This window comes from Pseudomonas sp. PSE14, assembly GCF_029203285.1.
Lineage (GTDB): Bacteria > Pseudomonadota > Gammaproteobacteria > Pseudomonadales > Pseudomonadaceae > Pseudomonas.
The window spans coordinates 5,756,553-5,782,826 of sequence record NZ_CP115669.1; the positions used below are offsets into that span (position 1 = coordinate 5,756,553).

Annotated in this window: 18 protein-coding genes, 2 tRNA genes and 3 rRNA genes; 7 read left to right on the forward strand and 16 right to left on the reverse strand. The window is 62.5% G+C overall.

All coding sequences use genetic code 11. The annotated features are described in order from the left end of the window. Window positions 1-30 precede the first annotated feature (30 nt). The 9 genes from pstA to O6P39_RS26395 all read right to left on the reverse strand — a co-directional run bounded on the left by pstA (window position 31) and on the right by O6P39_RS26395 (window position 12,627). Complete coding sequence (pstA, locus tag O6P39_RS26355; protein WP_275609296.1) at window positions 31-1,707, reverse strand: phosphate ABC transporter permease PstA; 1,677 nt, start codon at window positions 1,705-1,707, stop codon at window positions 31-33. A 24-nt stretch (window positions 1,708-1,731) separates the two neighbouring features. Continuing rightward, window positions 1,732-3,765 carry an ABC transporter permease subunit gene (locus O6P39_RS26360; RefSeq protein WP_275612035.1) on the reverse strand — a complete coding sequence of 678 codons (2,034 nt, stop codon included), beginning with the start codon at window positions 3,763-3,765 and terminating at the stop codon, window positions 1,732-1,734. A 395-nt stretch (window positions 3,766-4,160) separates the two neighbouring features. Beyond that, on the reverse strand, window positions 4,161-5,132 hold the full coding sequence (gene pstS, locus O6P39_RS26365) for a phosphate ABC transporter substrate-binding protein PstS (RefSeq protein ID WP_243803870.1): 972 nt from the start codon (window positions 5,130-5,132) through the stop codon (window positions 4,161-4,163). A 460-nt stretch (window positions 5,133-5,592) separates the two neighbouring features. Continuing rightward, window positions 5,593-5,708 (reverse strand): 5S ribosomal RNA (gene rrf / locus O6P39_RS26370). Between the two features lie 130 nt (window positions 5,709-5,838). Beyond that, a 23S ribosomal RNA gene (locus tag O6P39_RS26375) occupies window positions 5,839-8,730 on the reverse strand. 232 nt (window positions 8,731-8,962) lie between these two features. Beyond that, window positions 8,963-9,038 (reverse strand) — tRNA-Ala (locus O6P39_RS26380). 27 nt (window positions 9,039-9,065) lie between these two features. After that, window positions 9,066-9,142: transfer RNA gene (locus O6P39_RS26385), tRNA-Ile, on the reverse strand. Window positions 9,143-9,206: 64 nt separating this feature from the next. Continuing rightward, window positions 9,207-10,742, reverse strand: a 16S ribosomal RNA gene (locus tag O6P39_RS26390). Together the 16S, 23S and 5S rRNA genes with 2 tRNA genes alongside form the textbook arrangement of a ribosomal RNA operon. Before the next feature lie 565 nt (window positions 10,743-11,307). Further along, window positions 11,308-12,627 carry an MFS transporter gene (locus O6P39_RS26395; RefSeq protein ID WP_275609297.1) on the reverse strand — a complete coding sequence of 440 codons (1,320 nt, stop codon included), beginning with the start codon at window positions 12,625-12,627 and terminating at the stop codon, window positions 11,308-11,310. Between the two features lie 260 nt (window positions 12,628-12,887). Between O6P39_RS26395 and O6P39_RS26400 the strand changes: the two genes are divergently transcribed. Further along, the gene (locus tag O6P39_RS26400; RefSeq protein WP_015479588.1) at window positions 12,888-13,292 is read left to right on the forward strand and encodes an acyl-CoA thioesterase; all 405 of its coding nucleotides are present in this window, start codon (window positions 12,888-12,890) and stop codon (window positions 13,290-13,292) included. 65 nt (window positions 13,293-13,357) lie between these two features. Here O6P39_RS26400 and betA read toward each other — a convergent pair whose 3' ends face one another. The 3 genes from betA to betI form a co-directional block, all read right to left on the reverse strand. Next, entirely contained in the window at window positions 13,358-15,040 is a 1,683-nt protein-coding gene (gene betA, locus O6P39_RS26405; RefSeq protein ID WP_275609298.1) for a choline dehydrogenase, read from the reverse strand. A 128-nt stretch (window positions 15,041-15,168) separates the two neighbouring features. After that, window positions 15,169-16,641 carry a betaine-aldehyde dehydrogenase gene (gene betB / locus O6P39_RS26410; RefSeq protein ID WP_275609299.1) on the reverse strand — a complete coding sequence of 491 codons (1,473 nt, stop codon included), beginning with the start codon at window positions 16,639-16,641 and terminating at the stop codon, window positions 15,169-15,171. Between the two features lie 53 nt (window positions 16,642-16,694). Next, on the reverse strand, window positions 16,695-17,288 hold the full coding sequence (gene betI / locus O6P39_RS26415; RefSeq protein WP_275609300.1) for a transcriptional regulator BetI: 594 nt from the start codon (window positions 17,286-17,288) through the stop codon (window positions 16,695-16,697). A gap of 306 nt (window positions 17,289-17,594) precedes the next feature. Here betI and O6P39_RS26420 point away from each other — a divergent pair, with 306 nt between their 5' ends. The 3 genes from O6P39_RS26420 (at window position 17,595) to O6P39_RS26430 (ending at window position 20,086) form a co-directional block, all read left to right on the forward strand. Beyond that, window positions 17,595-19,184 carry a BCCT family transporter gene (locus tag O6P39_RS26420; RefSeq protein WP_275609301.1) on the forward strand — a complete coding sequence of 530 codons (1,590 nt, stop codon included), beginning with the start codon at window positions 17,595-17,597 and terminating at the stop codon, window positions 19,182-19,184. Window positions 19,185-19,344: 160 nt separating this feature from the next. Next, window positions 19,345-19,905 (forward strand): HdeD family acid-resistance protein, encoded by a 561-nt coding sequence (locus O6P39_RS26425; protein ID WP_275609302.1) that lies wholly within the window; start codon window positions 19,345-19,347, stop codon window positions 19,903-19,905. Next, window positions 19,898-20,086 (forward strand): hypothetical protein, encoded by a 189-nt coding sequence (locus O6P39_RS26430; RefSeq protein WP_275609303.1) that lies wholly within the window; start codon window positions 19,898-19,900, stop codon window positions 20,084-20,086. Before O6P39_RS26425 ends, O6P39_RS26430 begins: the two co-directional genes overlap by 8 nt. A 147-nt stretch (window positions 20,087-20,233) precedes the next feature. Here O6P39_RS26430 and O6P39_RS26435 read toward each other — a convergent pair whose 3' ends face one another. Further along, complete coding sequence (locus tag O6P39_RS26435; protein ID WP_275609304.1) at window positions 20,234-21,688, reverse strand: PLP-dependent aminotransferase family protein; 1,455 nt, start codon at window positions 21,686-21,688, stop codon at window positions 20,234-20,236. Window positions 21,689-21,805: 117 nt separating this feature from the next. Here O6P39_RS26435 and O6P39_RS26440 point away from each other — a divergent pair, with 117 nt between their 5' ends. The 3 genes from O6P39_RS26440 to O6P39_RS26450 all read left to right on the forward strand — a co-directional run bounded on the left by O6P39_RS26440 (window position 21,806) and on the right by O6P39_RS26450 (window position 23,942). Next, on the forward strand, window positions 21,806-22,255 hold the full coding sequence (locus O6P39_RS26440; RefSeq protein WP_275609305.1) for a GNAT family N-acetyltransferase: 450 nt from the start codon (window positions 21,806-21,808) through the stop codon (window positions 22,253-22,255). 13 nt (window positions 22,256-22,268) lie between these two features. Beyond that, a complete protein-coding gene (locus O6P39_RS26445) occupies window positions 22,269-22,949 on the forward strand; it encodes a GNAT family protein (RefSeq protein WP_275609306.1) in 681 nt (226 codons plus the stop codon). An 81-nt stretch (window positions 22,950-23,030) separates the two neighbouring features. Next, complete coding sequence (locus O6P39_RS26450) at window positions 23,031-23,942, forward strand: D-hexose-6-phosphate mutarotase (RefSeq protein WP_275609307.1); 912 nt, start codon at window positions 23,031-23,033, stop codon at window positions 23,940-23,942. A gap of 159 nt (window positions 23,943-24,101) precedes the next feature. Here O6P39_RS26450 and O6P39_RS26455 read toward each other — a convergent pair whose 3' ends face one another. The 3 genes from O6P39_RS26455 to O6P39_RS26465 all read right to left on the reverse strand — a co-directional run bounded on the left by O6P39_RS26455 (window position 24,102) and on the right by O6P39_RS26465 (window position 26,260). Beyond that, on the reverse strand, window positions 24,102-24,644 hold the full coding sequence (locus tag O6P39_RS26455; RefSeq protein WP_275609308.1) for a DUF3299 domain-containing protein: 543 nt from the start codon (window positions 24,642-24,644) through the stop codon (window positions 24,102-24,104). Window positions 24,645-24,728: 84 nt separating this feature from the next. Next, a complete protein-coding gene (locus O6P39_RS26460; protein ID WP_017521572.1) occupies window positions 24,729-24,974 on the reverse strand; it encodes a GlsB/YeaQ/YmgE family stress response membrane protein in 246 nt (81 codons plus the stop codon). Between the two features lie 200 nt (window positions 24,975-25,174). Next, window positions 25,175-26,260, reverse strand: a complete 1,086-nt coding sequence (locus tag O6P39_RS26465; RefSeq protein WP_275609309.1) for a 5-(carboxyamino)imidazole ribonucleotide synthase — start codon at window positions 26,258-26,260, stop codon at window positions 25,175-25,177. Window positions 26,261-26,274 lie beyond the last annotated feature (14 nt).

The following is a 26,274-nucleotide window of genomic DNA, read 5'->3' on the forward strand; positions in this document are numbered from 1 at the left end:
GGCGGCGGGCCTGGCCCGCCGCCGGCAGAATCAGTTTTCCAGCGCCTTGTACTTTTCGCGCAGGCGGTTACGGATGGCGATGGCCGAGAAGTTCAGCAGGGCGATGACCATCACCAGCAGCAGCGCGGTGGCGTACACCAGCGGGCGCGCGGCCTCGACGTTCGGGCTCTGGAAACCGACGTCATAGATGTGGAAGCCCAGGTGCATGATCTTCTGGTCCAGGTGCACGTACGGGTAGTTGCCGTCCACCGGCAGCGCCGGGGCCAGCTTCACCACGCCCACCAGCATCAGCGGCGCCACTTCACCGGCGGCACGGGCTACGGCGAGGATCAGGCCGGTCATCATGGCCGGGCTGGCCATCGGCAGGACCACTTTCCACAGGGTCTCGGCCTTGGTCGCGCCCAGGGCCAGGGAACCTTCGCGGGTGGCACGCGGAATACGCGCCAAGCCTTCCTCGGTGGCCACGATCACCACCGGTACGGCGAGGATCGCCAGGGTCAGCGAAGCCCAGAACAGGCCCGGCGTGCCGAAGGTCGGCGCCGGCAGGGCTTCGGGGAAGAACATCCGGTCGATTGAGCCACCCAGCACATAGACGAAGAAGCCCAGGCCGAACACGCCGTAGACGATCGCCGGGACGCCCGCGAGGTTGTTCACCGCGATGCGGATGATGCGGGTCAGCAGGCCCTGGCGGGCGTACTCGCGCAGGTAGACCGCGGCGATCACACCGAACGGGGTGACGATCACGGCCATTACCAGGGTCATCATCACGGTGCCGAAGATGGCCGGGAAGATGCCGCCCTCGGTGTTGGCTTCACGCGGGTCGTCGCTGAGGAATTCCCACAGCTTCTGGAAGTAGAAGCTCAGCTTGGCGCCGATGCCCATGGCGTTGGGCTGGTAAGCGTGCACCAGCTTGCCCAGGGTGATCTCGGTTTCCTTGCCGGTAGCATCGCGCATGGCGATGCTGTCGCGGTTGAATTCCTGGTGCAGGGCATTGAGCTGCTCTTCCAGCACCTTGTACTGGGCGTTCAGCTCGGCACGGCTGGCGGCGATATCGGCTTCGGCGGCGGCGTCCAGCTTGCCGTTGAGCTGCAGGCCGCGCTCTTTCAGGCGCAGGCGCTCGAGGCCGTGGTTGATGCCGCCGATGTCCTTCTTCTCCAGCTGGTACAGCTTGGCGTAGAGCTCGTCGACGCGCTTCAGACGGGTCTGCAGCTCGGCAATGGCGGCCGGACCTTCGGCGACCACCTTGCCGTTTTCCTTCACGTTCAGCAGATAGCCATAGAAGTTGCCCCACTCGCGGCGCTCCAGGGTCACCAGATCGGCCGGGTGACGCTTGTCGCCCAGCCACTCGCCGATCACCCAGGAGAAGTCGCTGCCGTAGAGGTCGCGGTTGCCCAGCTTGAGCAGCTCGCGGGTCATGAACTCCGGACCGTTGTCCGGCACCGGCAGACCGGCACCACGCAGACGCTCGCGCGGTACCTGCTCGACCTGCACCTCTTCGCCGATCAGGGTCTTGGGCGCTTCACCGGGAACGGTGTAGGTCGCCTCGATCACGTCCGCCGGCCAGAAGTGGCCGAGACCGCGCACGGCGATCACGGCGAGCAGGCCGATGGTCATGATCACGGCGATGGACACCGCGCCGGCGTTCATCCACACCCAGGGAGTACCGCTGGCAAACCACGCTTTGACGGATTCCTGTTTCTGTTTCACGGAACTAGCCTCGTCGGGCGTCGCTTAGAGCGACGCATATTTCTTGCGCAGGCGCTGACGGATCAGCTCTGCCAGGGTGTTCATCACGAAGGTGAAGGACAGCAGCACCAGTGCCGAGAGGAACAGCACACGGTAGTGAGTCCCGCCCACCTCCGACTCGGGCATTTCCACCGCGACGTTCGCCGCAAGGGTGCGCATGCCCTGGAAGATGTTCACGTCCATCACCGGGGTGTTGCCGGTGGCCATCAGCACGATCATGGTCTCGCCCACCGCACGGCCCAGGCCGATCATCAGGGCGGAGAAGATGCCGGGGCTGGCGGTCAGGATCACCACGCGGGTCAGCGTCTGCCAGGGCGTGGCGCCCAGGGCCAGGGAGCCGTAGGTCAGGCTCTTGGGCACGCTGAAGATGGCGTCTTCGGCGATGGAGAAAATGTTCGGGATCACCGCGAAGCCCATGGCCAGACCCACTACCAGGGCGTTGCGCTGGTCGTAGGTGATACCCAGGTCGTGACTGATCCACAGGCGCATGTCGCCGCCGAAGAACATGGTCTCCAGGTGCGGGCTCATCCACAGCGCGAAAGCGCCGGTGGCGAGGACCACGGGGATCAGGATCGCCGCTTCCCAGCCGGCCGGCAGGCTCAGGCGGATGCGTTCGGGCAGGCGGCTCCAGATCAGGCCGGCGAGCAGGATGCCCAGCGGCGTAAGCAGCAGCAGACTGAAGATGCCCGGCAGGTGGCCTTCGACGTAAGGCGCGAGGAACAGGCCGGCGAAGAAGCCGAGGATCACGGTCGGCAGCGCTTCCATCAGCTCGATGACCGGCTTGACCTTGCGGCGCATGCCCGGAGCCATGAAGTAGGCGGTGTAGACGGCGGCGGCGATGGCCAGCGGCGCTGCGAGGATCATCGCGTAGAACGCGGCCTTCAGGGTGCCGAAGGTCAGCGGCGACAGGCTCAGCTTGGGCTCGAAGTCAGTGGTCGCGGCGGTGGACTGCCAGACGTAGCTGGGTTTGTCGTAGCTCTCGTACCAGACCTTGCCCCACAGCGCGCTCCAGGACACTTCCGGGTGCGGGTTGCTGAGGCTGAAGCGGCGCAGTTCACCGCCCTGCTCGACGATCAGGCGGTTAGCGCGCGGCGACAGAGCCATCAGGCCGGCCGACGGGGCAACGTTTTCCACCAGCAGGGTGCGATGCGCCGTGCTGTGGAAGATGCCGAGGTTGCCCTGCTTGTCGAGCGCCAGGAAGCCCTTGCGGCGCTGCTCGGGAGCAATTTCGGTCACCGGCTGGTCACCCAGCTTGAAGTCGCGCACATGGGACAGGCGCGGTTCGCCGTCTTCGCCACGGGCCATGAACCACTGGCCGATGCCGCCCTTGGAGTCGCCGACCATCAGCGAGATGCCTCCCAGCAGCTGGCTGCTGGCGGTCACTTCGGCGGAGGCGTCATCCAGCAGCTTGTAGCGGCCGTTGAGCTGGTGGGTGCCGAGGTTGAATACGTCGGCTTGCGCGCGGCCGTTGATCACATAGAGCCACTGCTTGCGCGGGTCCATGTAGATCGCCTTCACCGGCTCGGCAATCTGCGGCAGGTCGATGCGTTCTTCTTCCAGCGAGGTCTCGCCGGTCAGCATGTTTTCCTGACTGGTCAGGCTGAGCAGGAGCATCTGGCTGCCAGTGGAGGCGGCCAGCAGCAGGCCTTCATCACCCGAGACGATCGCTACGTGCTCCAGCGGGCGGCCCTGGGTATCCAGGTTGATCGCGGTCTCGCCATAGGGGTAGCTGATCTGCGGGGTGATGGTTTTCTTGTTGTCCGGGTAGGTGACCTTATAGGTGTGCTTGAACACCAGCGCCTGGCCGTTGGACAGGCCCAGAGCCACGGTCGGTTGACCCGGCTGGTCTTCGGCGATGGAGGTCACGCTGGTGCCCGCAGGCAGCTTGAGTGCGACGCGGTCCATCTCGTCACCTTTCTTCGCGTCGAAGAACACCACCTCGCCGTTGGCGGCGACGCGCATGCCCACCATGTTCTGCTCTTCGATGCTCAGCAGCAGCGGCGCTTGCGCCGTCTTCAGCCAGGCCGGAGCCAGGGGGTCGCGCGCCTCCAGTGTGGCGCCACGGAACAGCGGCAGCACTACATAGGCGAGGTAGAAGAAAATCAGGGTAATGGCAGCCAGGACGGCGAGACCGCCGACCAGCACGTACCAGCGGGTGAGTCGATCCTTGAGCGCACGCATGCGGCGCTTGCGCTGCAGCGCAGGCGTATTGAAATCGATCCGCTCGGGGAGAGAAGAAGTCATCGGGGAGTTGGCCAGGTCGTTCATGCAGTGACACCCTAGCGGCTCTGTGTGACAGAAAGATGACATGGAGGTGACGCGACAAAGCCCACCAGCAGAGCCATGCTGGCGGGCCCGGTCGGGAAGGCGTCAGCCCATGCCGGGCGGCACTGGCCGCCCGGTTGGCGGGCTGATTACAGACCCAGGTCCTTGATCGCTTTTTCGGCGACTTTCGACGGCAGCGGGATGTAGCCGTCTTTCACCACGACCTGCTGGCCGGTCTTGGACAGCACCATCTTCAGGAACTGGGCTTCCAGCGGGTTCAGCGGCTTGTTCGGAGCCTTGTTGACGTAGACGTACAGGAAGCGGGACAGCGGGTAGCTACCGTTCAGGGCGTTGGTTTCGTTGTCTTCGATGAACTCGCCGCCTTCCTTCTTGGCCAGGGCAACGGTCTTCACGCTAGCGGTCTTGTAACCGATACCGGAGTAGCCAACGCCGTTCAGGGACTGGCTGACCGACTGAACCACGGAAGCCGAACCCGGCTGCTCGTTCACGTTCGGCTTGTAGTCGCCTTTGCAAAGGGCTTCTTCCTTGAAGTAGCCGTAGGTGCCGGATACGGAGTTACGACCGAACAGCTGCACGGGCTTGTTGGCCCAGTCGCCGGTCAGGCCCAGATCACCCCAGGTCTTCACTTCCGACTTGCCGCCGCACAGACGGGTGGAGGAGAAGATGGCGTCGACCTGTTGCATGGTCAGGCCTTTGATGGGGTTGTCCTTGTGCACGAAGATCGCCAGGGCGTCCACGGCAACCGGAACAGCGGTCGGCTTGTAGCCGTACTTCTGTTCGAAGGCCTGCAGCTCGACGTCCTTCATCTTGCGGCTCATTGGGCCCAGGTTGGCGGTGCCTTCGGTCAGAGCCGGCGGCGCGGTGGAGGAACCGGCGGCCTGGATCTGCACGTTCACGTTCGGGTACAGGCGCTTGTACTCTTCGGCCCACATGGTCATCAGGTTGGCCAGGGTATCGGAGCCAACGCTCGACAGGTTGCCCGACACACCGCTGGCTTTTTGGTATTCCGGCAGGGCCGGATCAATTGCGGCGACCGCACTGGCGGTGCCTACGCCCGCGGCGACAAAGGTCAGGGCCGCCATCAAACGCTTGAGTTTCATGCCTTGCTCCTTGAGGAGAATGGGGTTGGATGGAACGGGGGCCAGTATCGTCAGGCCGCATGAAGACTCTATGACGCGAATGTGACAGTTGGATGAAATGCCATCAGCCGATTGCACGAACGGCATGGCAGGGCAAAACAGTCGTGGGGAAATGGCGAAAGGTGTGCTCCAGAGCCGTGGAAGGGCCCTGTATGCCCTTGTAGGAGCGAGCTTGCTCGCGAGCCTTAACAGGCAGCCACACCGTCATAATCGATGAAATGACGCCACAGCACGCACCGTCGCATGCGCTCCGATCTGGGCATTGCACCCGCAGGAGCGGACTCCGTCCGCGATAGCCGCCGTCTCAGCACGCACTACGGGTTCGGGTTGGGTTGGAGGCACCCGCACCCAGCCCAACTTTCCCGCGCGCAAAAGCAAAGCCCCCGGCCAGCTTTCGCTAACCAGGGGCTTTGGGATAGGCGCTTGACGATGACCTACTCTCACATGGGGAAACCCCACACTACCATCGGCGATGCGTCGTTTCACTGCTGAGTTCGGGATGGGATCAGGTGGTTCCAACGCTCTATGGTCGTCAAGCAATTCTTTAGGACGCTCGTGGCATTCGCACACGCTCATCCAGATTCGGGTATGTGACAGTCTTTGCGGTTCACACGAACTTTCGGTTCGTCGACTTCACCATCGAACACACAAATTGTTTGGGTGTTATATGGTCAAGCCTCACGGGCAATTAGTATCGGTTAGCTCAACGCCTCACAGCGCTTACACACCCGACCTATCAACGTCGTAGTCTTCGACGGCCCTTCAGGGGAATCAAGTTCCCAGTGAGATCTCATCTTGAGGCTAGTTTCCCGCTTAGATGCTTTCAGCGGTTATCTATTCCGAACATAGCTACCCGGCAATGCCACTGGCGTGACAACCGGAACACCAGAGGTTCGTCCACTCCGGTCCTCTCGTACTAGGAGCAGCCCCTCTCAAATCTCAAACGTCCACGGCAGATAGGGACCGAACTGTCTCACGACGTTCTAAACCCAGCTCGCGTACCACTTTAAATGGCGAACAGCCATACCCTTGGGACCGGCTTCAGCCCCAGGATGTGATGAGCCGACATCGAGGTGCCAAACACCGCCGTCGATATGAACTCTTGGGCGGTATCAGCCTGTTATCCCCGGAGTACCTTTTATCCGTTGAGCGATGGCCCTTCCATACAGAACCACCGGATCACTAAGACCTACTTTCGTACCTGCTCGACGTGTCTGTCTCGCAGTCAAGCGCGCTTTTGCCTTTATACTCTGCGACCGATTTCCGACCGGTCTGAGCGCACCTTCGTACTCCTCCGTTACTCTTTAGGAGGAGACCGCCCCAGTCAAACTGCCCACCATACACTGTCCTCGATCCGGATGACGGACCAGAGTTAGAACCTCAAGCATGCCAGGGTGGTATTTCAAGGTTGGCTCCACGCAGACTGGCGTCCACGCTTCAAAGCCTCCCACCTATCCTACACAAGCAGGCTCAAAGTCCAGTGCAAAGCTACAGTAAAGGTTCACGGGGTCTTTCCGTCTAGCCGCGGATACACTGCATCTTCACAGCGATTTCAATTTCACTGAGTCTCGGGTGGAGACAGCGCCGCCATCGTTACGCCATTCGTGCAGGTCGGAACTTACCCGACAAGGAATTTCGCTACCTTAGGACCGTTATAGTTACGGCCGCCGTTTACCGGGGCTTCGATCAAGAGCTTCGCTTTCGCTAACCCCATCAATTAACCTTCCGGCACCGGGCAGGCGTCACACCCTATACGTCCACTTTCGTGTTTGCAGAGTGCTGTGTTTTTAATAAACAGTCGCAGCGGCCTGGTATCTTCGACCGACATGGGCTTACGCAGTAAATGCTTCACCCTCATCGGCGCACCTTCTCCCGAAGTTACGGTGCCATTTTGCCTAGTTCCTTCACCCGAGTTCTCTCAAGCGCCTTGGTATTCTCTACCCGACCACCTGTGTCGGTTTGGGGTACGGTTCCTAGTTACCTGAAGCTTAGAAGCTTTTCCTGGAAGCATGGCATCAACCACTTCATCATCTAAAAGACGACTCGTCATCAGCTCTCGACCTTGAACACCCGGATTTGCCTAAGTGTTCGGCCTACCACCTTAAACTTGGACAACCAACGCCAAGCTGGCCTAGCCTTCTCCGTCCCTCCATCGCAGTAACTAGAAGTACAGGAATATTAACCTGTTTCCCATCGACTACGCTCTTCAGCCTCGCCTTAGGGACCGACTAACCCTGCGTCGATTAACGTTGCGCAGGAACCCTTGGTCTTTCGGCGTGGATGTTTTTCACACCCATTGTCGTTACTCATGTCAGCATTCGCACTTCTGATACCTCCAGCAAGCTTCTCAACTCACCTTCACAGGCTTACAGAACGCTCCTCTACCGCGCATCTTGCGATGCACCCGTAGCTTCGGTGTGTGGTTTGAGCCCCGTTACATCTTCCGCGCAGGCCGACTCGACTAGTGAGCTATTACGCTTTCTTTAAAGGGTGGCTGCTTCTAAGCCAACCTCCTAGCTGTCTAAGCCTTCCCACATCGTTTACCACTTAACCACAACTTTGGGACCTTAGCTGACGGTCTGGGTTGTTTCCCTTTTCACGACGGACGTTAGCACCCGCCGTGTGTCTCCCACGCTGACACTTCCAGGTATTCGGAGTTTGCATCGGTTTGGTAAGTCGGGATGACCCCCTAGCCGAAACAGTGCTCTACCCCCTGGAGTGATACGTGAGGCGCTACCTAAATAGCTTTCGAGGAGAACCAGCTATCTCCGAGCTTGATTAGCCTTTCACTCCGATCCACAAGTCATCCCCTACCTTTTCAACGGGAGTGGGTTCGGTCCTCCAGTCAGTGTTACCTAACCTTCAACCTGCTCATGGATAGATCGCCCGGTTTCGGGTCTATACCCAGCGACTAAATCGCCCTATTAAGACTCGCTTTCGCTACGCCTTCCCTATACGGTTAAGCTCGCCACTGAATATAAGTCGCTGACCCATTATACAAAAGGTACGCAGTCACCTAACAAAGTAGGCTCCCACTGCTTGTACGCATACGGTTTCAGGTTCTATTTCACTCCCCTCTCCGGGGTTCTTTTCGCCTTTCCCTCACGGTACTGGTTCACTATCGGTCAGTCAGTAGTATTTAGCCTTGGAGGATGGTCCCCCCATATTCAGACAAAGTTTCTCGTGCTCCGTCCTACTCGATTTCACTTCAAAGAACCTTTCACATACGGGGCTATCACCCACTATGGCCGCACTTTCCAGAGCGTTCTGTTAGATTCAAAGAAGCTTAAGGGCTAGTCCCCGTTCGCTCGCCACTACTAAGGGAATCTCGGTTGATTTCTTTTCCTCAGGGTACTTAGATGTTTCAGTTCCCCTGGTTCGCCTCTTGCACCTATGGATTCAGTACAAGATACCTAGGTTATCCTAGGTGGGTTCCCCCATTCAGAGATCTCCGGATCAAAGTCTGTTTGCCGACTCCCCGAAGCTTATCGCAGGCTACCACGTCTTTCATCGCCTCTGACTGCCAAGGCATCCACCGTATGCGCTTCTTCACTTGACCATATAACCCCAAGCAATCTGGTTATTGTCTCGAACGTGAAGACGACATTCGCCGAAAATTCGCGCTTGAACTCGCAAATTTTACCTTGACTTGAATAATCACCAGTGAAAGAGATTATTCAGTCTACTTCTATCACATACCCAAATTTTTAAAGAACAGTTCTGGCACAAAGACCAGACAGCAAGGTTCGTTACACCGAACATTCCTGTCTGAGCTTTCGACGATTTAGAGATGGTGGAGCCAAGGAGGATCGAACTCCTGACCTCCTGCGTGCAAAGCAGGCGCTCTCCCAGCTGAGCTATGGCCCCATCGGATCAGCAGCACACCACAACAATTGGTGGGTCTGGGCAGATTCGAACTGCCGACCTCACCCTTATCAGGGGTGCGCTCTAACCAACTGAGCTACAGACCCAATCGTCTAACCAGTGAATCAAGCAATTCGTGTGGGAGCTTATGAAGAAGCTGCGATCTTCGATTAAGGAGGTGATCCAGCCGCAGGTTCCCCTACGGCTACCTTGTTACGACTTCACCCCAGTCATGAATCACTCCGTGGTAACCGTCCCCCTTGCGGTTAGACTAGCTACTTCTGGAGCAACCCACTCCCATGGTGTGACGGGCGGTGTGTACAAGGCCCGGGAACGTATTCACCGTGACATTCTGATTCACGATTACTAGCGATTCCGACTTCACGCAGTCGAGTTGCAGACTGCGATCCGGACTACGATCGGTTTTGTGGGATTAGCTCCACCTCGCGGCTTGGCAACCCTCTGTACCGACCATTGTAGCACGTGTGTAGCCCTGGCCGTAAGGGCCATGATGACTTGACGTCATCCCCACCTTCCTCCGGTTTGTCACCGGCAGTCTCCTTAGAGTGCCCACCCGAGGTGCTGGTAACTAAGGACAAGGGTTGCGCTCGTTACGGGACTTAACCCAACATCTCACGACACGAGCTGACGACAGCCATGCAGCACCTGTGTTCCGATTCCCGAAGGCACCCTCGCATCTCTGCAAGGTTCCGGACATGTCAAGGCCAGGTAAGGTTCTTCGCGTTGCTTCGAATTAAACCACATGCTCCACCGCTTGTGCGGGCCCCCGTCAATTCATTTGAGTTTTAACCTTGCGGCCGTACTCCCCAGGCGGTCGACTTATCGCGTTAGCTGCGCCACTAAAATCTCAAGGATTCCAACGGCTAGTCGACATCGTTTACGGCGTGGACTACCAGGGTATCTAATCCTGTTTGCTCCCCACGCTTTCGCACCTCAGTGTCAGTATCAGTCCAGGTGGTCGCCTTCGCCACTGGTGTTCCTTCCTATATCTACGCATTTCACCGCTACACAGGAAATTCCACCACCCTCTACCGTACTCTAGTCAGGCAGTTATGGATGCAGTTCCCAGGTTGAGCCCGGGGATTTCACATCCATCTTACCAAACCACCTACGCGCGCTTTACGCCCAGTAATTCCGATTAACGCTTGCACCCTTCGTATTACCGCGGCTGCTGGCACGAAGTTAGCCGGTGCTTATTCTGTTGGTAACGTCAAAACAGCAAGGTATTAACTTACTGCCCTTCCTCCCAACTTAAAGTGCTTTACAATCCGAAGACCTTCTTCACACACGCGGCATGGCTGGATCAGGCTTTCGCCCATTGTCCAATATTCCCCACTGCTGCCTCCCGTAGGAGTCTGGACCGTGTCTCAGTTCCAGTGTGACTGATCATCCTCTCAGACCAGTTACGGATCGTCGCCTTGGTAGGCCTTTACCCCACCAACTAGCTAATCCGACCTAGGCTCATCTGATAGCGCAAGGCCCGAAGGTCCCCTGCTTTCTCCCGTAGGACGTATGCGGTATTAGCGTTCCTTTCGAAACGTTGTCCCCCACTACCAGGCAGATTCCTAGGCATTACTCACCCGTCCGCCGCTGAATCATGGAGCAAGCTCCACTCATCCGCTCGACTTGCATGTGTTAGGCCTGCCGCCAGCGTTCAATCTGAGCCATGATCAAACTCTTCAGTTCAATACTGCTTGGGTTTTGCGAAAACCCTAAACTTGGCTCAGCAATCGCATGCTCAATTTAATGAGCTAAAACTCTCGAATTCACGAGTGTTACTTGCGTTGCTGATAATCAGCCGATCATCAGTCTTACATCACAAGCACCCACACGAATTGCTTGATTCGACTTGTTAAAGAGCAGTTGGTCAAGGCTTTCGTCTCAACCGAGGCGCGCATTCTACAGCAGCGTCTCATCTTGTCAAGCGTTGTTTTCGAAAATTTTCTTTTCTACTCAACCGCTTGCGCTTCGGAGAAGGAAGCCTTCTCGCCAGCGGGAGGCGCATTCTACAGTGATCAAACTCACTGTCAAGCACCTCGATGATCTTCTTTTCGACTCACTGCCGGAGCAGCGAATGAAGAGTGGCAAGTGATTCACCTGCCGGACCACCACCCCCAACTTCGAATCTTTGTAAGTGCTTGATTTTCAAGCTCTTTCAGCGCTTCGTCGCTGGGAGTGGTGCGCATTATAGGGACTTAAAAAGACCCGTCAACGACTTTTTTAAACTTTCTGCAAAAAACTGTCCGACTGATCAATTTACCGCCACACCCTGCCCCACCAAGCGGCGCTCCTGGCGTAGCAGGTAGGCGCCCACCAGCAGACCAACCACACACAGGGCCACGACGTAGTAGGCCGGGCCCAGCGGGTCTTCCTTCATAAGGAGGGCAACCACCATGGGCGTCAGGCCACCGAAGATGGCGTAGGCCAGGTTGTAGGAGAAGGACAGGCCGGTGAAGCGCACTACCGGCGGGAAGGCATTCACCATGACGTAGGGCACCGCGCCAATGACACCGACGCACAGGCCGGTCACCGCGTACAGCGGGAACAGCCAGTCCGGATGCGCCTTGAGACTGGTGTAGAAGGTCCAGGAGACGACACCCAGCAGCACGCTGCCATATATAAAGGTACGACCGGCACCGATGCGATCGGCCAGGCGCCCGGACAGGATGCAGCCGACGCTAAGGAAAACGATGGCCAGGCTGTTGGCCTTCAAGGCGGTCGCCGCGTCGAAACCGTACACGCTCTGCAGCACCGACGGAGTCATCAGGATCACCACCACGATGCCGGCCGACAGCACCCAGGTCAGCAGCATGGACAACACCACCGCCGGACGATGCTCGCGCACCACCACACCCAGCGGTACCTCCTCGGCCAGTTGCTTGCGCAGTTGCAGCTCGGCGAATACCGGGGTCTCGTGCAGCCAGCGGCGCAAATAGACGGAGAACAGCCCAAAGATGCCGCCGAGCAGGAACGGAATCCGCCAGGCATAGGCTCGTACCTCCTCGGCACTGAAGACGCTGTTGATCAGCGTCGCCACCAGCGAACCGATGAGGATGCCGGCGGTCAGACCCGAAGTGAGCGTGCCGCAGGCATAGCCCACGTGGCGGTGCGGAACGTGCTCGGCGACGAAGACCCAGGCGCCCGGCACTTCACCACCGATGGCGGCGCCCTGGATGACACGCAGCAGCAACAGAGCCAGCGGCGCCCAGATGCCGATCTGCTCGTAGGTGGGCAGCAGGCCCATGATCAGCGTGGGAACCGCCATCAGGAAGATGCTCAGGGTGAACATCTTCTTGCGGCCCAGCAGGTCGCCGAAGTGCGCCATGACCACCCCGCCCAGCGGACGGGCCAGGTAACCGGCGGCAAACAGGCCGAAGGTCTGCAGTTGGCGCAGCCACTCGGGCATGTCGGCCGGGAAGAACAGCTTGCCGACCACGGTGGCGAAGAAGACGAAGATGATGAAGTCGTAGAACTCCAGGGCGCCGCCCAGGGCAGACAGGGACAGGGTCTTGTAGTCGCTGCGGGTCAACGGACGTGACGCGGGCGCGGCAGGAGCGTTCACAGAAGGCATTGTGATTATTCTCGGCAGGCAAGGCAGATGACGGCGACGTTGAGCCACCGGTGCCGAACCATAGCAAATTGCGCTTTGACGACACAGGCATGCGTGGACGGGGCAAAGTCGAAACCCTACGGTCGTCGTAGCCGGCCTTGCTCTATATAATGCTGTCAGGCCGATCAAAAGCTGTCCCAAGGCCTTGCACCGGCAGGTGTCTTGGGAGAGTTTTTCCACAACCTCACCATGAGTACGCCGGGGGCAAGAGGCCCTGACCTATGATCGAGCTCGAACAAGAAGATCCCATCCCGCAGGGTGACCTTGCCCTGCAGATTACCGCCCTGCCGCGCGAGACCAACGGCTTTGGCGACATCTTCGGTGGTTGGCTGGTGGCGCAGATGGATCTCGCCGGTACCGCCATGGCCAGCCGCATCGCGGGCGGCCGCGTCGCCACCGTGGCCATCGACCGCATGGCCTTCCTGGTCCCGGTCGCCGTTGGCGCACAGCTCTCCTTCTATACGCAATCGCTGGAAGTCGGCCGCAGCTCGATCCGCATGCTGGTCGAGGTGTGGAGCGATGACCCGCTGTCCAGCGAGTGGCGCAAGGTCACCGAAGCGGTGTTCGTCTTCGTCGCCATCGATGGCAGCGGTCGTACCCGTCCGGTTCCTCCGCGTCGTGGCTGAAAACTGAAAACGCCGGCTCTCTCGCCGGCGTTTTCGTCTTCGCGCTCCGTCTTTTTATTTCGGAATCAGCGCATCGGCTTTCCGCGCACCGGAGCACCGTTGGCCTTGTAGTAGTCAGCGGTGCTGCGGGGCAGCGCCTCACGGCCACGGATCTTATCGGCGATCTTCTCGGCCATCATGATGGTGGTGGCGTTGAGGTTGCCGGTGATGATCAGCGGCATGATCGAGGCGTCGACCACGCGCAGCCCCTGCATGCCGTGCACACGGCCCTGGCCGTCGACCACCGCCATGTCGTCCTCGCCCATCTTGCAGGAGCAGGAGGGGTGGAAGGCGGTTTCCGCATGCTCGCGCACGAAGGCATCCAGTTCTGCATCGCTCTTCTTGTCCAGGCCCGGGCTGAGCTCGCGGCCCCGGAAGGGATCGAGTGCCGGCTGGTTCATGATTTCGCGGGTGAGGCGGATGCCATCGCGGAACTCCTGCCAGTCCTGCTCGGTGGACATGTAGTTGAACAGGATGCTCGGGTGCTTGCGCGGGTCGCGAGAGACCACGTTGATGCGGCCACGGCTGGGAGAGCGCATGGAGCCGACGTGGGCCTGGAAGCCATGCTCCTTCACCGCATTGCTGCCGTTGTAGTTAATTGCCACCGGCAGGAAGTGGTACTGGATGTTCGGCCACTCGAACTCCGGACGGGTGCGGATGAAGCCACCGGCTTCGAACTGGTTGCTCGCACCCAGGCCGGTGCCGAGGAACATCCACTCCGCGCCGATCTGCGGCTGATTCCACCATTGCAGCGCCGGGTAGAGCGAGACAGGTTGCTTGCAGGCGTACTGCAGGTACATCTCCAGGTGGTCCTGGAGATTCTGGCCGACGCCGGGCAGGTCATGCACCACGTCGATGCCCAGGTCGCGCAGCAGTGCCGACGGGCCAACACCTGAACGCTGCAGCAGCTGTGGCGAGGCGATGGCGCCGGAGCACACCAGTACTTCGCGGCGAGCGCGGACTTCCTTCAGGTCGTTGTCGTTGCCGTGCAGATAGGTCGCACCGACGGCGCGCTTGCCACTGAACAGGATGCGGTCGGTCAGCGCGTGGGTGACGATGGTCAGGTTCGGACGCTCGCGGGCCTGGTCCAGGTAGCCGCGTGCGGTGCTGGAGCGGCGGCCCTGCGGGGTCACGGTACGGTCCATCGGACCGAAGCCTTCCTGCTGGTAGCCGTTGAGGTCTTCGGTACGCGGGTAGCCCGCCTGCACGCCGGCCTCGACCATGGCGTGGAACAGCGGGTTGTTGCCGGCCTTGGGCGTGGTCACGCTCACCGGACCGTTGCCGCCGTGGTAATCGTTCGGCCCGATGTCGCGGGTCTCGGCCTTGCGGAAGTACGGCAGGCAGTCGAGGTAGGTCCAGTCCTCCAGGCCCTTGGCCTGGGCCCAGCCATCGAAGTCCATGGCGTTGCCGCGGATGTAGCACATGCCGTTGATCAGCGAGGAACCGCCCAGGCCCTTGCCGCGACCGCACTCCATGCGGCGATTGTTCATGTGCGGCTCGGGATCGGTCACATAGGCCCAGTTGTAGCGACGACCCTGCAGCGGGTAGGCCAGCGCGGCCGGCATCTGGGTGCGGAAGTCGGCGCGGTAGTCCGGGCCACCGGCTTCGAGCAGCAGGACGCTGACGTCGGCGTCTTCGGTCAGACGGGTCGCCAGTACGTTACCGGCGGAACCGGCGCCGATGATGATGTAGTCGAATTCCTGGGACATGCAGGCCTTCCTCTTTTTCAGGCACGACACCGCCCGCGACGCGTGCGCGTCGGTGTCTGCGTATTCGGGATGGCCGGTGGTCAGGGAGTGGGGCCTGCGACCGGCCGTTCAGGGCTCGCTCGCGGCGGTCAGAACACCGAGGCGTAGTCGCCCAGCTCTACCTGCACGGATTTGATGCGAGTGTAGTGAGCCAGGGTGGTCAGACCGTTCTCACGACCGACACCCGATTGCTTGTACCCGCCAACCGGCATTTCGGCCGGCGACTCGCCCCAGGTGTTGATCCAGCAGATGCCCGCCTCCAGACGGTGGATCGCACGGTGCGCGCGGGCCAGGTCCTGGGTCACGACGCCGGCGGCCAGGCCGTACTCGGTGTCGTTGGCGCGGCGGATGGCTTCGTCTTCGGTGTCGTAGACGAGGATGCTCATGACCGGCCCGAAGATTTCCTCACGGACGATGGTCATGTCGTCGCGGCAGTCGGTGAACACGGTCGGCGCAACGTACGCACCCTTGGCGAACTCGCCCTGGGTGACGCGCTCGCCACCGCACAGCAGGCGGGCCTTCTGTTCCTTACCGGACTCGATGTAGGAGAGCACGCTCTCCATGTGCGCGAAGCTGGTCAGCGGACCGAAATTGGTGTTTTCGTCCTGCGGGCTGCCCAGGCGAATGCGCTTCACGCGCTCGACGACCTTCTCCTCGAAGCGTGCCTGCAGGTTGCGCGGGATGAACACGCGGGTGCCGTTGGTGCACACCTGGCCGGAACTGAAGAAGTTGGCCATGACGGCGATGTCGGCGGCGCGGTCGAGGTTGGCGTCTTCGAAGATGATCAGCGGCGACTTGCCGCCCAGCTCCATGGTGACTTCCTTGAGCGAGGAACTCGAGGCGCTGGCCATGACCTTCTTGCCGGTGGAGGTGCCGCCGGTGAAGGAGATCTTCTCGATGAGCGGGTGCTCGGTCAGCCACTGGCCGACTTCGCGGCCGCTGCCAGTGAGGACGTTGAACACGCCATCGGGCAGGCCGGCCTCGGTGTAGATTTCAGCGAGTTTCAGTGCGGTCAGCGGGGTAACTTCGCTGGGCTTGAAGATCATCGCGTTGCCGGCGGCCAGGGCCGGGGCGGATTTCCACAGGGCAATCTGCACCGGGTAGTTCCAGGCGCCGATGCCGGCGACCACGCCCAGCGGCTCGCGGCGGGTGTAGACGAAGCTGGTCTCGCGCAGCGGAATCTGTTCGCCTTCGATGGCCGGAACCAGGCCTGCGTAGTACTCGAGCACGTCGGCGCCGGTGACGATGTCGACGTTGCGGGTCTCGGCCAGCGGCTTGCCGGTGTCGAGAGTTTCCAGTTCGGCCAGCTCATCGTTGCGCTGGCGGAGGATTTCCACAGCGCGGCGCAGGATGCGCGAGCGCTGCATGGCGGTCATCGCCGCCCAGACCTTCTGCCCTTCTACCGCGCTTTGCACGGCGCGCTCGACGTCGTCCTTCGAGGCGCGCTGAACCTGGGCGAGCACTTCACCGTTGGCCGGATTGATGGTTTCGAAGGTGGCGCCGCTGGTGGCTTCCACGTAGCGACCGCCGATGTAGAGCTTCTGTACTTCGAATCGAGCCATGGTGATGGTGTCCTCTCTTATTAGGTGTCAGTGCGCAAGGCCGGCGCAGCGGGCTATCCCGCCTGTTTCGCCAGTTGTTGATCGAGGTAGTCGTACGCGATGGCCAGTGCCTGCTCGGTGTCGAAGGCATCGCCCGAGAGCGCGCCACGCAGCCACAGTCCATCGATCAGCGCTGCCAGCCCACGGGCCGCCGCGCGCGCTTCGGCGATCGGCAACACCCGGCGCAGCTCGCAGCACAGGTTTGAATACAAACGGTGGTCGTTGACCCGCTGCAGGCGGCGCAACGACGGCTGGTGCATGCTGGTTGCCCAGAACGCCAGCCAGGTTTTCATCGCCGGCCCGTTGACCTGGCTCGCATCGAAGTTGCCTTCGATGATCGCGCGCAGGTGCGAGCGCGGCTCGTCATCTTTCAGGGCCTGGCGGCGTTCGCCGACGGCCTTGTTCAGCGCCAGCATCAGGTGGCGCATCGTCGCTTCCAGGAGTCCGTTCTTGTCCTGGAAGTAGTGGCTGATGATGCCGTTGGAGACCCCCGCCAGGCGGGCGATCAGGGCGATGCTGGCGTCACCCATGCCCACCTGGTCCACCGCCTCGAGAGTGGCGTGGATCAATTGGGAACGGCGAATCGGCTGCATACCGACCTTTGGCATTTCGTCTCTCCTCTTCGCCTGGACGTACCTGTGCCGTCCGGCGACTTGTTGGCCAGTCTATTTTGTTTTTATTGAACGTTCAATCAACTAAGAATAAGCTGCGCTCCGTGAACCTCTCCGAGCCTTGTGTGCAAGCGGGCCCGAGCCGTTCATCGCCGCATTTCCATCCAACCTTCAAGGATCGCAGAATCCAGGTGGTAAGTGTCATGCGGCAGTGCTGTGTCTGTGGTTTGCGGCCCGTCGCCGTGCCTTAGTCGCACTCGTCGCCGGCCGCCATGCGTTCACTGTCATGGGGTCATCCTCCAAATGAGTACTGCTTCGCCAATAAAAACAAACGAGCAGGTACGTCTGAATCCGATCGTCTTCTACGGTTCCACCGTGCTGATCCTGGTTCTGACCGCCGCCCTCATTCTCTTTCCCGACAGCGCCGGTGCGGTCCTGAACCGTACACAAGCGTGGCTCTCGCACAGTTTCGGCTGGTACTACATGCTGGCCATCGGGAGCTATCTGTTCTTCGTCCTCTGGGTCGCGTTCTCGCGCTACGGCCAGCTGAAACTCGGCGCCGACCATGAGAAGCCGGACTTCAGCTATGGCGCCTGGGCCGGCATGCTGTTCTCCTCCGGCATCGGTATCTCGCTGCTGTACTTCGCTGCCTCCGAGCCCATCGACCACCTCTACCATCCGCCGGAAGGCGTGGCGGGCACCCCTCAGGCGGCACGCCAGGCGCTGCAGCTGACCTTCCTGCACTGGGGCGTGCACGGCTGGGCGATCTACGCGCTGGTCGGCCTGGCCGTCGGCTACTTCGCCTACCGCCACCGCCAACCGCTGGCCCTGCGTTCAGCGCTGCTGCCGATCCTCGGTGAGCGCTGGGTGAAGGGCGGCGCCGGCCACGCGGTGGACTGCTTCGGCATCTTCGTCACCCTGCTCGGTCTTGTGACCAACCTGGGGATCGGCGCGCTGCAGGTGTCCTCGGGCATCGAGTACCTGACCGGCATGGAGCACTCCAAGACCACCCTGCTGATCGTGCTGCTGGTGATGAGCCTGGTCGCCACCCTTGCGGCGGTGTCCGGCATCGAGAAAGGCATCCGCCGGCTGTCCAACCTGAACATCGTGCTGTTCAGCTCGCTGCTGCTGTTCGTGCTGGTCTGCGGTTCTACCCTGGAGCTGCTCAACGGCTTCGTGCAGAACCTCGGCGACTACCTCAACGGACTGGTGCTCAAGACCTTCGACCTCTACGTCTACACCGGCGGCGGCGCTGGCAAGAACGAAGAGTGGCTGGGTCTGTGGACCCTGTTCTACTGGGCCTGGTGGATCTCCTGGGCGCCCTTCGTCGGCATGTTCATCGCCCGTATTTCCCGTGGCCGCACCGTGCGCGAGCTGGTCATGGGCGTGCTGCTGATCCCGCTGGGCTTCACCCTCGCCTGGCTCTCGGTGTTCGGCAACAGCGCGGTGGACCTGGTGATGAACCACGGCGCCGTCGACCTGGGCAAGGCCGCGCTGGAGCAGCCGTCGATGTCGATCTACCTGCTGCTGGAGCACTACCCGCTGGCCAAGGTGGTGATCGGCATGTCGATCTTCGTCGGCTTCGTGCTGTTCCTCACCCCGGCCGACTCCGGCTCGGTGATGCTGGCCAACCTGTCGCGCCAGGGCGGCGACCTCGACGAGGACGCCCCGCACTGGCTGCGTATCCTCTGGTCGATAGTGATCACCCTGGTGACCATCGGCCTGCTGTTCGCCGGCAACTTCACGGCCATGCAAACCGTGGTGGTGCTGGCCGGCCTGCCGTTCTCGGCGGTGCTGATCCTGTTCATGTTCGGCCTCTACAAAGCCATGAAGGCGGATTACGAGGCGCTGCACGGCCAGGCCACGTCACCGGCCCTGGCACCCGCGGCCTGATCTCCCCGGCGGTGTCGCCCGACACCGCCAGCCTGCCAAGGCAGGCCCTTTCGCCCGGCCCCGCGCCGGGCTTTTCTTTTCCGCGGGTTGACCTGGGCCGCCCAAGCACGTGCGCGGGCGAGCGACTATGGTGTCTGCGAAACCTTTCGTGGAGACGGTCATGAGCGACAACCCCCTCTGGCAGGCCCTCGGCCAGCATTGGAAATGGATTGCCCTGCGCGGCGTGGCGGCGGTGATCTTCGGTGTGCTGGCGCTCGCCTGGCCGGCCATCGCCCTGGCCGTGCTGGTCCTGGTCTGGGGCGCCTACGCCTTCGTCGACGGGGTGTTCACCCTGCTCGCCGCCGCGCGCATGCGCGAATCGGGCAGGCCGATCTGGCCGCTGGTACTGGTCGGCCTGCTGGGTGTCGGCGCAGGGCTGGTGGCGTTCTTCTGGCCGGCGCTGACGGCGCTCGGCCTGCTCATGCTGATCGCCGCCTGGGCGCTGGTCATCGGCGTGCTGCAGATCATCGCGGCAATCCGCCTGCGCAGGGCATTGGCCAACGAATGGTGGCTGGGTCTTTCCGGGGCGCTGTCGGTGCTGTTCGGGGTGATGATGATCGCCAACCCCGGTGCCGGCGCGGTCGCGGTGGCCTGGGTGATCGGCGCCTACGCGGTGTTCTTCGGCGTGATGCTGGTACTGCTCGCCCTGCGCCTGCGCAAGACCTCGACCTTCAATGCCTGAGCGGGACTGGTGCCTGCTGCGCCTGGACGACAACGGCAACCGCTTCGTCATGCGTCGCCAGCTGACCCGCGCCGAGGCCGAAGCCCTGGCGCGGGACTACCAGGCGCGCGGGCACAAGCAGACCTACTGGGCGGAGCGGGAGGGGCAGGCTGATGCCGGGCTTCCGCGTTCGCGGGAGTAACGGACTCTCCACTGCCGCAGAAGCGTAGCGCGTATAACGTTCGACGTTATACGCCGTTTCACCAAGGCCGCAGGTCGCTCCGAGGTCGACCGTGGAGGTTCCGATAGGCATGGTGTATCGGCGTACAACCGCGAACGGTTGTACGCCCTACTGCCACGCCTTGCGCAACGCCTTCAAGGCTTCGGCGATCCGCGCCTCGGGCACCGCCGCGAAGCCCAGGACCAGCCCGGCGCGCTGATCTTCCGGCTCGGTGGACTCCGGCAGCCAGTAGTCGCTCAGCGCATTCACCTCCACACCCACGGCCAGCGCACGCTGCACCAGTTCGAGTTCGCGCTCGCGACTGTCGACCCGCACGCACAGGTGCAGCCCCGCTTCCACCGTCGGCATCGGAGCGCAGCCGGCGACCTCCGGCCAGCCGCGCAGCAAGGCATCGCGCCGACTGCGCGCCGCCCGGCGCATGCGGCGGACGTGACGCTGGAAATGCCCTTCGGCGATGAAGTCGGCCATCACCCGCTGGGTGCCGACCTCCGAGTGCCGCACATCCAGCGCGCGACGCCGGGCGAAGGCCTGCGCCAGCGCCGGAGGGACCACGAGGTAGCCCAGGCGCAGCGCGGGGAAGGCGATCTTGCAGAAGGTGCCGACGTAGAGCACCCGGTCATGGCGATCCAGTGCCGCCAACGGCATCAATGGCGTTCCGCTGTAGCGGTACTCGCCGTCGTAATCGTCCTCGACAATCCAGCCGCCGCTGCGCTCGGCCCATTCCAGCAGCTCCAGGCGCCGTGCCAGGGACAGGGTCACCCCGGTCGGGTACTGGTGTGAGGGTGTGACATACACCAGCCGGCAGTCCGGCAGCCGTTCCAGGTGCGAAGTGCACAGGCCGTCGGCATCCACCGGCACGCCGTGCAGCCGTGCGCCCGCCGTGGCGAAGGCGTGGCCAGCGGCGCGGTAGCCGGGATTCTCGATGGCCGCGCCGTCACCTTCGGCCAGCAGCACCTGGGCGCACAGCGCGATGCCCTGCTGGGCGCCGCTGGTGATGATGATCTGCTGGGCGTCGCAATGCAGGCCGCGTGTGCTGCGCAGGTAGGCGGCGACCAGCTCGCGCAGGCGCTGCTCGCCCGCCGGGTCGCCGTAGCCCAGGCAGTCCAGCGGCGGGTCGCGCCAGAAGCGCGCCTGCAACCGTGCCCAGGTGTCGAAGGGGAACAGGTCGAAAGCCGGCACGCCGACGCGGAAGGCGCGCGGCGCACCGCTGGGCGGCAGCGGCAGGTGGTGCCGCGCCAATCGTTCGAGTGACGGCGCATCCGGACTGCGCGCCTCGCCGCGCACGGCGTCCATCGATGGCTGAACCCGATCGGCCACATAGGTGCCGTCGCCGGTGCGCCCTTCGATGTAACCCTCGGCATAAAGCTGCTCGTAGGCGCGCACCACGGTATTGCGCGAAACGCCCAGGGACGCCGCCAGGTCGCGGCTCGCCGGCAATCGCGAGCGCGCCGCCAGGCGGCCGTCGAGGATGCGCTCGCGTAGCGCCTGGAACAGTTGCACACCCAGCGGACGCGCGGGATCGAGGCGAATGCCGGAAGGGTTGAAGGGCAGCGGGACACTCATGCGGGTGAATTCCGAAGGGACGGCAATGGTTCCTTTGATTTCACCATGAATGGCTCTTTAGCAGAACCAATTCCCAACCTAGGCTGTAACCATTCCAACCCAAACAAGGCCGTCACCATGTCTTCCGCTGTCGAGATCCGCCCTGTCACCACTGCCGATCACGCCGCCTGGCTGCCGCTCTGGCAGGGTTACCAGCGCTTCTACAAGACCACCATCGATGAGGCCACCAGCGCCCTGACCTGGCAGCGCTTCCTCGACCCCGCCGAGCCCATGCACGCCGCCCTCGCCTGGAGGGGCGGCGTTGCCATCGGCATGGTGCATTTCATCTACCACCGCTCCTGCTGGACCCAGGGCGACTACGTCTACCTGCAGGACCTGTTCGTCGCCGAAGACCAGCGCGGTGGCGGCATCGGCGCGGCGCTGATCGAGCACGTCTACGCCGACGCCCGCGCCAACGGCGCCTCGCGGGTGCACTGGCTGACCCACGAGACCAACACCGACGCCATGTTCCTCTACGACCGGATCGCCGACCGTTCCGGCTTCGTCCAGTACCGCAAGATCATCTGACCGGGAGCGCCCCATGACTGAGCAACACCCCCTTAACTGGCGCCCGGTCGCCAGCCCCGAACGCCGCACCCTGCCCGGCCGCTACGTGAACCTGGCGCCACTGGACCCGGCCACCCACGGCGACGACCTGTGGCAGGCGCTGCAAGGCCCGGACTGTGACCCGCGGCTGTGGGACTACCTGCCCTACGGCCCGTTCAGCGAACGGGCGAGCTTCGACGAGTGGCTGGCCGGCAACGCCGCCAGCGCCGACCCGATGTTCTTCGCCGTGATCGACCGCGCCAGCGGCCACGCCGTGGGCCTGCTCAGCTTCCTGCGCATCACCCCCAGGGACGGCGTGATCGAGATCGGCCACATCGCCTTCGGCCGCGTCATGCAACGCACCCCGGGCTCCACCGAGGCGGTCTACCTGCTCGCCCGGCTGTCCTTCGAACTGGGTTACCGACGCCTGGAATGGAAGTGCAACGCGCTCAACGCCCGCTCGATGCGCGCGGCGCAACGCCTGGGCTTCACCTTCGAGGGCACCTTCCGCCAGCACATGGTGGTGAAGGACCATAACCGCGACACGGCCTGGTTCTCCATCATCGACAGCGAGTGGCCACGCTGCCAGCAGGCCTTCGAGGCCTGGCTGGGTGCATCCAACTTCGACAGCGAAGGGCTGCAGCGGAGGCACCTGGCGGACCTGCGCCTGCGCTGATCTTTTCATTCTCCGGGAACTGCCCGACGTGCGGAGGATCGGTGATACTGAATCCTTCCCATCGCAGCCCCGGAGACCACCATGAGCAGCGATATCCAGACTCCCCGTGTCGAGCAGGTGCAGGTCGACGAACTGCCCTGCTGGCGCATCCACACCGCCCATGGTGAGGCCCTGATCGCCCAACAGGGCGCACAACTGCTGAGTTACCAGCCCCACGAGCAGCCGCCGCTGGTGTGGCTGAGCGAAACCGCCGAGTTCCACCATGGCCAGTCCCTGCGTGGTGGCGTTCCGGTGTGCTGGCCCTGGTTCGGCAACCTGGAGCGCAACCCAGTGGATGTCCGGGCCGCCTTCGCCGGCGACAGCGCCCCGGCCCACGGCCTGGTGCGCGCAGTGGACTGGCAGCTGGACGACATCGCCGACGAGCTGGGCGAGCTGGCCGTGCACTTCAGCATCGATGCCCGCCACGGCCTGCCCGGCTGGCCGCACTCGGCTCGCCTGGAACTGGTGATGCGCTTCGGCGAGCGCCTGGTCCTGGAAATGACCACCCACAACCTTGGCGACAAGCCGCTGCCGATCAGCCAGGCGCTGCACACCTACTTCGCAGTGAGCAACAGTCGCGAGATCAGCATCGACGGCCTGCAGGGCTGCCGTTACATCGAAACCCTGGAGAACTGGGAGGAGCGCCAGCAGCACGGCCTGGTGCGCATCGCCGGGGAAACCGACCGCATCTACCTGGACGTGGAGAAGCGCCTGGTGATCCGCGATCCGCTCTGGGAGCGCGGTATCCACATCCAGGCCAGCGGCTCGCGCTCGGCGGTGGTATGGAACCCGTGGATCGACAAGGCCGCGCGCCTGTCGCAGTTCCCCGACGACGCCTGGGAAAACATGCTGTGCATCGAGACCGCGCGGGTCTGGGACGACGTGATGAGCGTGGCGCCGGGGCGCAGCGAGACGATGAAGGTGGAAATCTGGAGTGAGCCGCTGAAAAGCTGAGCCGTAGGGCGTACAACCGTTCGCGATTGTACGCCGATACCCCCACCCCATGGTCAGCGCCACGGCTGAACCCGGAGCGTTATACGCCCTACGGTCCCTCGCGAACTGCGCCGGCACCATTCCAATCGCGGACAGAGTCCCTCCTACAAAAGCCGGCTCTTACAGATCGCTCTCCTCCACCGGCCGCACCTTGGCGTCATCGATGGCGTAGGCCGCGTCGGCCATTTCGTTGCTGACCTTCTCGATCTTCAGCGTGCCGCTGACCCAGATGGGGCTGTAGATGTCGTCGAGCTTGATGCCCTTGGGGTAGCGCACCAGCACGATCTGGTTCGGCGGCGGCGGCGGCACGTGGATGCAGGCGCCCGGATAGGGCACCAGGAAGAACTCGGTGACCCGGCCCTTGGCATCATTCTCCAGCGGTACCGGGTAGCCGCCCAAGCGCAGTGCCTTACCGTTCAGCGCGGCGACGGTTCGGGTGGAATACATCACCTGCGGCAGCTTCTTGTCGCTCTGCTTCAGGCCGCCCTTGTTGGTGAAGGTGCCATTGGCCTCGGGGCCGTTGTGGGTGATTTCCGGCATGTCTTCGAGCGCCTTGCGGTCGCTGGGCGGCATCAGGGACAGCCAGTCGGTTTCGGGAAGTTCGGCGGCGGACGCCAGGGAAGTCAGCAGCACCAGGCTGCAGGCGAGCAATGTACGGCGCATCGTGGACTCGAAAGGCCCGGTCGGGCACAGGCGGGATGTTCCTCCAGCGCCCTCCCCCTGGCGGGAGAGGGCCGGAAATCACCGTCAATTCTTCTTGATCAGACCGTAAATGACCAGCAGGACGATGGCGCCGATCACCGCGCCGATGAAGCCCGCCGCCTGGCCCGCGGCATAGATGCCCAACGCCTGGCCGCCGTAGGTGGCCAACAGCGAGCCGCCGATGCCGATCAGGATGGTCATGATCCAGCCCATGCTGTCATCGCCGGGCTTCAGAAAGCGTGCGATGAGTCCGACGATCAGGCCGATGACGATGGTTCCGATTAATCCCATGACAGTCCCTCCTTGTGGGTTGAGCGCGGTGGGTGCGCGCCTGTCATGGGACAGTGTAGAAAAGGCCGGCGTTCCGTGTTTCCCCGCGCGGCAGAGCGAGCGTCGGTGTTTCGCGGCCCTTACAGCACTCTGGAAATCAGGCAGAAAAAAAGCCGCGTCAGCGATTGACGCGGCTTTTTCATACGCGAATCAGCCAACCGTCAGGCCTTGGCGATCAGCGCCTCGACTTCGGCGATGCGCGCCTTGAGCGTCGGCAGATCGGCGCTGCGCAAGGTGGCGTGGCCGACCTTGCGCCCGGCCTTGAAGGCCTTGCCGTAGTGGTGCAGGTGGCAGTCGGCGATGTTCAGCACGTCGGCCACCGGCGGCACTTCGCCGATGAAATTGAGCATGGCGCTCTCGCCCACCTTGGCGGTGGAGCCCAGCGGCAGGCCGGCAACGGCGCGCAGGTGGTTCTCGAACTGGCTGCACTCGGCGCCTTCAATGGTCCAGTGGCCGGAGTTGTGCACGCGCGGAGCGATCTCGTTGGCCTTCAGGCCGCCGTCGACCTCGAAGAACTCGAAGGCCAGCACGCCGACGTACTGCAGCTTGTCCAGCACGCGGCCGACGTAGTCTTCGGCCAGCTTCTGCAGCGGGTGGTCAGTGCTGGCCACGGACAGGCGCAGGATGCCGCTCTCGTGGGTGTTGTGCACCAGCGGGTAGAAGCGGGTTTCGCCATCGCGGGCGCGTACCGCCACCAGCGAGACTTCGCCAGTGAAGGGCACGAAGCCTTCGAGGATGCAGGGCACGCTGCCCAGCTCGGCGAAGGCGCCGGTGACGTCCTCGGGCTTGCGCAGCACCTTCTGGCCCTTGCCGTCGTAGCCCAGGGTGCGGGTCTTCATCACCGCCGGCAGGCCGATGCTGGCTACCGCGGCGTCGAGATCAGCCTGGGACTGCACATCGGCGAAGGCCGGGGTGGGGATGCCCAGGTCCTTGAACATGGACTTCTCGAACCAGCGGTCGCGGGCGATGCGCAGCGATTCGGCGTTCGGGTAGACCGGCACGAACTGAGAGAGGAAGGCCACGGTCTCGGCCGGCACGCTCTCGAACTCGAAGGTCACCAGGTCGACTTCATCGGCCAACTGACGCAGGTGCTCCTGGTCGCTGTAATCGGCGCGGATGTGCTCGCCGAGCGCTTGCGCGCAGGCGTCCGGAGCCGGATCGAGGAAGGCGAAGTTCATGCCCAGCGGCGTACCCGCCAGGGACAACATGCGGCCGAGCTGACCGCCACCGATGACACCGATTTTCATGGTTCGAGCCTGTG

Excerpts from the sequence above, each read along its gene's own strand:
- O6P39_RS26445 (WP_275609306.1), top strand. The coding sequence starts at position 22,269 with ATGACTGAGCAACACCCCCTTAACTGGCGCCCGGTCGCCAGCCCCGAA.
- O6P39_RS26440 (WP_275609305.1), top strand. The coding sequence starts at position 21,806 with ATGTCTTCCGCTGTCGAGATCCGCCCTGTCACCACTGCCGATCACGCC.
- O6P39_RS26425 (WP_275609302.1), top strand. The coding sequence starts at position 19,345 with ATGAGCGACAACCCCCTCTGGCAGGCCCTCGGCCAGCATTGGAAATGG.
- O6P39_RS26430 (WP_275609303.1), top strand. The coding sequence starts at position 19,898 with ATGCCTGAGCGGGACTGGTGCCTGCTGCGCCTGGACGACAACGGCAAC.
- O6P39_RS26460 (WP_017521572.1), bottom strand. The coding sequence starts at position 24,974 with ATGGGATTAATCGGAACCATCGTCATCGGCCTGATCGTCGGACTCATC.
- betB (WP_275609299.1), bottom strand. The coding sequence starts at position 16,641 with ATGGCTCGATTCGAAGTACAGAAGCTCTACATCGGCGGTCGCTACGTG.
- pstS (WP_243803870.1), bottom strand. The coding sequence starts at position 5,132 with ATGAAACTCAAGCGTTTGATGGCGGCCCTGACCTTTGTCGCCGCGGGC.
- O6P39_RS26400 (WP_015479588.1), top strand. The coding sequence starts at position 12,888 with ATGATCGAGCTCGAACAAGAAGATCCCATCCCGCAGGGTGACCTTGCC.
- O6P39_RS26420 (WP_275609301.1), top strand. The coding sequence starts at position 17,595 with ATGAGTACTGCTTCGCCAATAAAAACAAACGAGCAGGTACGTCTGAAT.
- O6P39_RS26455 (WP_275609308.1), bottom strand. The coding sequence starts at position 24,644 with ATGCGCCGTACATTGCTCGCCTGCAGCCTGGTGCTGCTGACTTCCCTG.
- O6P39_RS26395 (WP_275609297.1), bottom strand. The coding sequence starts at position 12,627 with ATGCCTTCTGTGAACGCTCCTGCCGCGCCCGCGTCACGTCCGTTGACC.
- O6P39_RS26435 (WP_275609304.1), bottom strand. The coding sequence starts at position 21,688 with ATGAGTGTCCCGCTGCCCTTCAACCCTTCCGGCATTCGCCTCGATCCC.
- O6P39_RS26465 (WP_275609309.1), bottom strand. The coding sequence starts at position 26,260 with ATGAAAATCGGTGTCATCGGTGGCGGTCAGCTCGGCCGCATGTTGTCC.
- betA (WP_275609298.1), bottom strand. The coding sequence starts at position 15,040 with ATGTCCCAGGAATTCGACTACATCATCATCGGCGCCGGTTCCGCCGGT.
- O6P39_RS26450 (WP_275609307.1), top strand. The coding sequence starts at position 23,031 with ATGAGCAGCGATATCCAGACTCCCCGTGTCGAGCAGGTGCAGGTCGAC.
- betI (WP_275609300.1), bottom strand. The coding sequence starts at position 17,288 with ATGCCAAAGGTCGGTATGCAGCCGATTCGCCGTTCCCAATTGATCCAC.